This is a genomic window from Streptomyces sp. NPDC059002 (assembly GCF_042740435.1).
Lineage (GTDB): Bacteria > Actinomycetota > Actinomycetes > Streptomycetales > Streptomycetaceae > Streptomyces.
Map to the genome: position 1 here is coordinate 1 of NZ_JBHYJI010000124.1, position 6,877 is coordinate 6,877.

Annotated in this window: 8 protein-coding genes; 3 read left to right on the forward strand and 5 right to left on the reverse strand. The window is 72.1% G+C overall.

All coding sequences use genetic code 11. The features are described from left to right. Positions 1 to 84: 84 nt before the first annotated feature. Positions 85 to 648: a CGNR zinc finger domain-containing protein gene (locus ACFWZ2_RS43195; RefSeq protein WP_384555285.1), complete on the forward strand. Its 564-nt coding sequence runs from the start codon at positions 85 to 87 to the stop codon at positions 646 to 648. 35 nt (positions 649 to 683) lie between these two features. Here the strand turns inward: ACFWZ2_RS43195 and ACFWZ2_RS43200 are convergent, their stop codons facing one another. Beyond that, on the reverse strand, positions 684 to 902 hold the full coding sequence (locus tag ACFWZ2_RS43200) for a hypothetical protein (RefSeq protein WP_384555286.1): 219 nt from the start codon (positions 900 to 902) through the stop codon (positions 684 to 686). A 184-nt stretch (positions 903 to 1,086) separates the two neighbouring features. Here ACFWZ2_RS43200 and ACFWZ2_RS43205 point away from each other — a divergent pair, with 184 nt between their 5' ends. Continuing rightward, positions 1,087 to 2,643, forward strand: coding sequence for a DUF4874 domain-containing protein (locus ACFWZ2_RS43205; RefSeq protein WP_384555287.1), 1,557 nt, complete (start codon positions 1,087 to 1,089; stop codon positions 2,641 to 2,643). Positions 2,644 to 2,718: 75 nt separating this feature from the next. Here ACFWZ2_RS43205 and ACFWZ2_RS43210 read toward each other — a convergent pair whose 3' ends face one another. Beyond that, entirely contained in the window at positions 2,719 to 3,162 is a 444-nt protein-coding gene (locus ACFWZ2_RS43210) for a hypothetical protein (protein WP_384555288.1), read from the reverse strand. A 209-nt stretch (positions 3,163 to 3,371) separates the two neighbouring features. On the opposite strand from ACFWZ2_RS43210, the gene ACFWZ2_RS43215 reads away from it, so the two are divergent. Next, a complete protein-coding gene (locus ACFWZ2_RS43215; RefSeq protein ID WP_384555289.1) occupies positions 3,372 to 3,890 on the forward strand; it encodes a DsbA family protein in 519 nt (172 codons plus the stop codon). Positions 3,891 to 3,914: 24 nt separating this feature from the next. Here ACFWZ2_RS43215 and ACFWZ2_RS43220 read toward each other — a convergent pair whose 3' ends face one another. From ACFWZ2_RS43220 to ACFWZ2_RS43230, 3 genes are read right to left on the reverse strand one after another with little or no spacing between them, the layout of a single operon-like run. Continuing rightward, on the reverse strand, positions 3,915 to 4,739 hold the full coding sequence (locus ACFWZ2_RS43220) for a GNAT family N-acetyltransferase (RefSeq protein WP_384555290.1): 825 nt from the start codon (positions 4,737 to 4,739) through the stop codon (positions 3,915 to 3,917). 52 nt (positions 4,740 to 4,791) lie between these two features. After that, a complete protein-coding gene (locus ACFWZ2_RS43225) occupies positions 4,792 to 5,613 on the reverse strand; it encodes an aminotransferase class IV (protein ID WP_384555291.1) in 822 nt (273 codons plus the stop codon). Next, entirely contained in the window at positions 5,610 to 6,635 is a 1,026-nt protein-coding gene (locus ACFWZ2_RS43230; RefSeq protein ID WP_384555292.1) for a chorismate-binding protein, read from the reverse strand. Before ACFWZ2_RS43230 ends, ACFWZ2_RS43225 begins: the two co-directional genes overlap by 4 nt. Positions 6,636 to 6,877: the final 242 nt, after the last annotated feature.

A 6,877-nucleotide genomic window follows, 5' to 3' on the forward strand; every position in this document is an offset into this window, starting at 1 on the left:
GCGCCGGTACGTCGTGCGGGGAAGCCGCTAGCATCGGCCAGCATCGGCGGGCGCAGGCCCGGTCCCCAGGCCAGGGAGCGAAACGTGCTGATCACCCACGACACCCGGTGTTCCCTGGACGCCGTGGTCGATCTGGTGAACACCGCACCGGAGGAGGACGGCGCCGACGGACTGGCGCACGTGGCGGCGCTGAGCGACTTCGTACGAACCCACAACGTGAGCGATGTCGGGGTGCTCTCGGAGCGTGACCTCGCCGATGTGCGCCGCGTGCGGTCCCGGTTCGCCGAGGTCTTCGCGGACCCCGAGCCACGGACCGCGGCCACGATCATCAATGAGCTCATCGCGGCGGCGGGCACCACGCCCCGGCTCACCGACCACGACGGCTACGACTGGCACGTCCACTACTTCGCGCCCGGGGCGTCCGTCGCCGACCACCTGGCGGCCGACTGCGGGATGGCGCTCGCCTTCTTCGTGGTCGCCGGGGAGCAGGACCGGCTGCGGCGCTGCGAGGCGCCGGACTGCCGGCGCGCCTTCGTCGACCTCTCGCGCAACCGGTCCCGGCGCTACTGCGACAGCCGCACCTGCGGAAACCGCCTGCACGTCGCCGCCTACCGGGCCCGCCGCAAGGAGGCCGAAGCCGCGGGTTAGCGCGGCCCTCCGCAGCGGTGGGCCGGGGCGACGGGCTAGAGCAAGAGCAGATCGTGCAGCGAAGCCATCAGGATCAGAGTGCCGATCACCGCCAGAAAGATCATCAAAGGTGGTTGGGAGAGAGCGAAGAGACAGCCCTGCCGCTCTTCGTCGGTGGCCCGCCACTCTTCGTCGGTAGCGCGTCGCTCATGGGCCGGTGCCGATCGCCGTCCGTCGTCCGGCGGGGCGGCATCGCCCTGTGTGGTGTCCAGCATCTCGCGGTGATGATGACGCAGGCCGGGCACCTCCGCCGACCAACACGCCAAACCGCCGCGGGAGTTCGCCGGATTCCGTGAACGGGCGAAAGTCCAGCGTCCGGCGCGTTCCGTCCATGGCTCACGCCCCCGTCACCTCGCGAGACTCTGCGGCAACGCCCGCACTCGAACGAGGGAGCCGCCCATGTCCATGGAACGCAGACGGCTGTTGACGACGGCGCTCGGCACCGCCGCGGTGGCGGCCGTGCCGTTCGGACCCGCCGCGGCCGCTTCCCCCGCCGCGCGGTCCGCGTCCTGGCACACCGTCCCGCACCGCGGCATCCGCCCCGACGATCCCGAAGGGCGCGCCCCGTTGGCCAATCCGCGCCGCGGCTTCCGCTACGAGATGTCGTACAACGCCCGTGACCTGACGAGCCCTTGGCCCAACGAGCAGGACCACTCCCCCGACGTCACCGAGACGCTCGACCTCCTGGAGCGCGAGTACGGTCCCGGCGCGAACCTCACTCAGCTGTACTTCTACCTCTGGGACTTCGCGACCTCCACGATCCCGCAGAGCGCGCTCGACAACATCGAGCGGGTCTTCCGTGGGCTGCGGAGCAAGGGGTACGCGGCGGTCCTGCGTTTCGTGTACGACGACGGGGTGCGCGAGAACCGGCGCTACACCGTGCAGGACATCCAGCGCCACATCGGGCAGTTGGCGCCGCTGGTCGCCCGCAACAGTGACGTCGTCGCGGTCTGGCAGGCGGGCTTCCTCGGCACCTGGGGCGAGTGGCACGGGAGTTACTACCGGCACGAGACCTACCCCGACGCCGTCACCGCCATCATGACGACCCTGGTCGAGGCGCTGCCGCCGGGCCTGCACACCCAGGTCAGATACGCCGAGAAGCGCGACATGATCACCAACAGGGCGATCCTGGACCGCGTCGGGTTCCACAACGACTACGTGACGCTGGGCGAGGGCCAGTGGGACTACTACGTGCCCGGCAACCCCGGCTGGCCGAGATATCTCGAGGTCTCCCCGACGCGGATGATGGACGGCGAGATGCCCTGGGACAAGGGGCAGAGCTCCGACCCGTACGCCTGGAGCACCGTCATTCCCGGGATCGCCGCCGCGCGCCGGCTGCAGACGCTCCGCTTCGACAGCCTCTCCCTGGTGCACAACGCCACGGTCACCCTGCCCGGCTGGAAGGCGGCCGAGCTGACCGAGCGGCAGGCGACGGAGGCTCAACTGCCGGTGTCGGACGGGTACTTCCGGGACCGCGCGGGGCGTTCCGTGGCGCGCACCCAGTTCGAGTACCTCCGCGATCACCTCGGCTACCGGGTGGAGGTGCGGGAGTCACGGCACGATCCGTCCGCGGTGCGGCGGCGCGGGCGGCTGCCGGTGGAGGTGGACGTGGTCAACCGCGGGTTCGCCGCGCCGAAGCACCCCCGTCCCGTACGGCTGGTGCTCCTGGACGCGGCGGGGCGGACGGTGGCATCGGCCGGCACGGGGGCCGACTGGCGCGCGTGGCTGCCCCAGGGGCGCGCGGAGACCGGGGACGATCACGCGCCGCCCGCTCCCACGACCGTGCGCGCGGAGCTCGTCGTGCCGCCGGGGACGCGGGGCCCGCACCGCATCGGCCTGGCGCTTCCCGACCCGGACTTTCCCGGACGAGGCCGGGCCGTGCGGTGCGCGAACGCCTCGGTGCCCTGGGTCGACGGTGTCAACGTGCTGGCGGAGGTGCGCCTCGGCGGGCGCTGAGGACGCGCCGCCCGCAGCCGCACGCCGCGGGGAGGGCCGTCGTTCGGCCACCCGCGGCTGCCGGGCCGTCTTCGTTCAGATGCCGTGCTTCTTCAGGATCGCCTCGATGTCGCTGAAGTCCTCCGCGGGAGCGGCGGCCTTCTGCTTGGGCGCGGGCTGGGCGGCCGGGCGGGCGGCCGCGCCGAGCGAGGGTGCCGATGCCGCGGGGGCCACCGCCTCGCGCTGGGCGGCCTTCGCGGCCTTGCGCTCCTTGCGGGTGCCGCCCGTGCGGCGCTCGATCGCGCGGGTCGACATGAACCCGAGCCAGGCCACGCCGAGCACGCCGAAGCCCACCCATGCCTTCAGGCTGAACGCGGTGTCGGCCGCCCACCCCACGACTCCCGTCAGCACCAGGCCCACCGGGACCAGGGAATACGCGGCGAGGCGCGCCGCGGAGAGGAAGCGCTTGCGGTAGGCCGTGACCGCGGCGATGCCCAGCCCGGCCGCGGATACGGCGGAACAGACGGTCTCGGCAATCATCCGGTCCTCCAGGCAAACAGGCGTACGTAGGGATATGACACTGTCGTCCCTTCCATCCTGCACCGAGTGGGCACCGCGGAGCCACGTCCGGGGCAGACCTCAGGGACATCTCCGGGTCATCTCCGGGTCGGCCTCCTCCGCAGGACCCAGGTCAGGTGGCCGGTGATCCCGGTTGGGCGGCTCCCGCACGGGCTGGGAGACTGTGGCCCATGAGTGACTCCACCCCCGCCCGTCCCGTCGTCGTCGACGTCTGGTGCGAGCTGCAGTGCCCGGACTGCCGTACCGCCCTCGACGACGTACGCACCCTGCGGGAGCGCTACGGCGACCGCGTCGAGCTGCGCCTGCGGCACTTCCCCCTCGAAAAGCACAAGCACTCCTTCGCCGCCGCGCAGGCCGCCGAGGAGGCCTTCGAGCAGGGCAAGGGCTGGCCGTACGTCGAGGCGGTGCTCGACCGGGTCGAGGAGCTGGACCGCAAGGGCGAGCCCGTCTTCGTCGACGCGGCCCGTGAACTCGGCCTCGACGCCGAGGAGTTCGACACCGCGCTGATCGACGGCCGGCACATCCTGATCGTCGACGCCGACCAGGCCGAGGGCAAGGCGATCGGGGTCACCGGCACCCCGACGTACGTCATCGGCGGCGAGCGTCTGGACGGCGGCAAGAGCCAGGAGGGGCTGCGCGAGCGCGTCGAGGAGATCGTCGACCGGCTGCTCGCCGAAGGCGCTTCCTGAGGCAGCGGCGTGCGGCAGCGGCCTCTAGAGCAGGTGCTTGTAGAGGTAGTACGAGGTCGGTTCATAGCCGAGTGACTCGTACAGGCGCAGGGCCGGGGCGTTGCCCGCGAAGACGTTGAGGCCGACGCGGTTCCGGCCCGCCGCGCGGGCCTGTGCCTCCGCGCACAGCATCAGGGAACGCCCGAGGCCCTGCCCCCGGTGCTCCTCCTCGACCTCGACGCTGAAGACGAACGCCTCGTCGCCGATCACGCCGAGCCACAAAGTGCCCACCCGGACGCCGTGCCGCGTGAGCACGCTCAGCCAGGTGTCCGGTGTCGCCAGGCCCTGGGGGAGGTGCCGCGCATGGTCGGCGGCGGCCTTGGCGCGGGCCGCCGCCTCGGGCACACCGCGCTCGATCCAGTCGCGCGTGTAGCCGTCCTCCTCGTGCGCGAGCCACGGTCCGTACTCGTCCTCCGTCATCGGCCGCCACGCGACGCCGTCGGGCAGCGCGGACACGTCGCCGGTCAGCGGCTTCGCCATCTGACGGTTGCGCTCGACGTATCCGAGGGCGGCGGCAAGGCGCAGCGCTCCCGTGGCCATGGCCGGGATCGTCGCCTCGATGCGCTTGCAGCGCCAGCCGCGCGCCACTTCCTCTGCGGCCAGGGCCGCGACCGTGGCGCGCCCCCGCCTGCGGTCCGGCTCGTCGATCCGCAGGTCACGCACCTGGCAGACCTCCGGTCCGAAGACCGGGTGCGTGGCCAGGGCTATGGAGCCCACGGGGCGGCTGTTCACACAGACGTCGTACGTGCGCGATCTCGCGCCGTCGGCGCCCTGCTGGAGCGGCGCTGAAGGCCGCAGGGTCGTGGTCATCACAGAGGTTCTACCCGCCCTGCGGCCCCGTCGTCACCGGGATTTGTGCGGCTTACGGATCCAGGTCGTCCGCGGCCCGCTCGGCGAAGACCCGCATCGCCTTGGCGGTCACCGGGCCCGGGGCGCCGGGCAGTTGGCGCGCGTCGACACGGTGCACGCCCTGGACGTCGCGCAGCGTCGAGGTCAGGAAGATCTCGTCGGCGCGCTCGAGGACGTCCAGCGGCAGTTCGGTCTCGCGCGCGCCCGTCCACTCGACGGTCAGTTCGCGCGTGATGCCCGCGAGGCACCCGGAGGCGACCGGCGGCGTGTGGATCTCGCCGTCGACGACGACGAAGACATTGGTGCCCGTGCCCTCGCACAGCTGCCCCACGGTGTTCGCGAACAGCGCCTCGGACGCACCCTGTTCGTGGGCGCGGGCGAGAGCGACGACGTTCTCCGCGTACGACGTGGTCTTCAGGCCGGTCAGCGCGCCGCGTTCGTTGCGGGTCCACGGCACCGTGATCACGGCGGTGGACGCGGCGTGCTCGCCCGCCTCGGCGAGGGCCACGACGAGCGTGGTGCCCTGGTTGCCGCGGTCCGAGCCGAGCGGCGAGAGGCCCCCGGTGTAGGTGATCCGCAGCCGCCCCCGGGGCAGCGGGTTGGCGTCCAGGACGGCGGCGCAGGCGCGGCGCACCTCGTCGAGGTCCGGCTCGGGCAGCCCGAGGCCGCGCGCCGACCGGGCGAGCCTGGTCAGGTGCCGGGTCAGGGCGAAGGGTCGCCCCGCCGCGGACTTCACCGTCTCGAAGATGCCGTCGCCCACCGTCAATCCGTGATCGAGCACGGAGACGCGGGCGTCATCCAGGTCCTGCAGCCCGCCATTGAGCCAGATCTTCACGTCGGGGTTCCTCCACTCGCTTCGTACGACCCCGACGCTACCGCCAGCAGTCGCGCGGCCTTCAGCTCGGTCTCGCGCCACTCCCCCTCGGGGTCCGAGCCCCAGGTGATGCCCGCTCCCGTGCCGAAGCGCAGCACGCCATAGGCACGGTCGATCCAGAAGGTGCGAATGCCGACCGCGAGTTCTCCGGTGCCCCGGTCCGCGTCGACCCAGCCGATGCCGCCGCAGTACGGGCCGCGCGGCGCCGTCTCCAGTTCTTCGATGATCCGCAGGGCGCTGGACTTCGGGGCGCCGGTGACGGAACCTGGCGGGAACGCGGCGGCGAACAGCTCGGGCCAGCCCGCGCCGGGCCGCAGGTCGCCGTGGACGGTGGAGACGAGGTGGACGAGCCCAGGGTGCTTCTCGACCACACAGAGCTCGGGGACGGTCACCGAACCCGTCGCACAGACCCGCCCGAGGTCGTTGCGGACGAGGTCCACGATCATGACGTTCTCCGCGTAGTCCTTCTCCAGGAGATCCGCCTCGGTACGTCCGGTGCCCTTGATGGGGCCCGACTCCACGGACCGGCCCGCGCGGCGCAGGAAGAGCTCGGGCGAGGCGGTGGCGATCTCGACGCCGTGCTCCGGGAGCCGAATCGTTCCGGCATAGGGAGCGGGGTTCCCGCGCGCGAGGAGTGCGGTCAGGGCGTCCACGTCGGCGTCATGGGCGACCGGCGCGGACAGGACCCGGCAGAGGTTCGCCTGATAGACCTGCCCGGCCTCGATGTACGCGCGCACCCGCCGCACGCCCTCCGTGTACGCGGCGCGGTCCAGGGACGACGTCCAGTCACCGGCCGCCGGACCGTGCCACCGGCCGGGCACGGGGGCGGGCACCGCCTCCTCGCGTACGTCGTCGAAGCGCGCGCAGACCAGACCCCCCTCGAAATCCGCGGACACCACCCAGAAGCCGGTGGAGTCCAGGGCCGCGGGGTCGCTGGTCACATCGCGCAGACCGGTGGCCACGCGGCCGCCGAAGCGCGCCATGGGAGGAAGCGTCGAGGAGGACGTCAGAGGGGGGCTGTGCACGGCTGTGAGTCTATGACCGGCGTCCCGGCGGCGCCCCGGACCGACGACAGCGCAGCACGCTGCGCAAACGCGTTTTTGTACTGGCCCAGGAATCCGCTAGAGTTCAACACGTCGCCGGGACGCGCAAGCGAAACGGGAAAGACAAGCGGACGTAGCTCAGTTGGTAGAGCGCAACCTTGCCAAGGTTGAGGTCGCCAGTT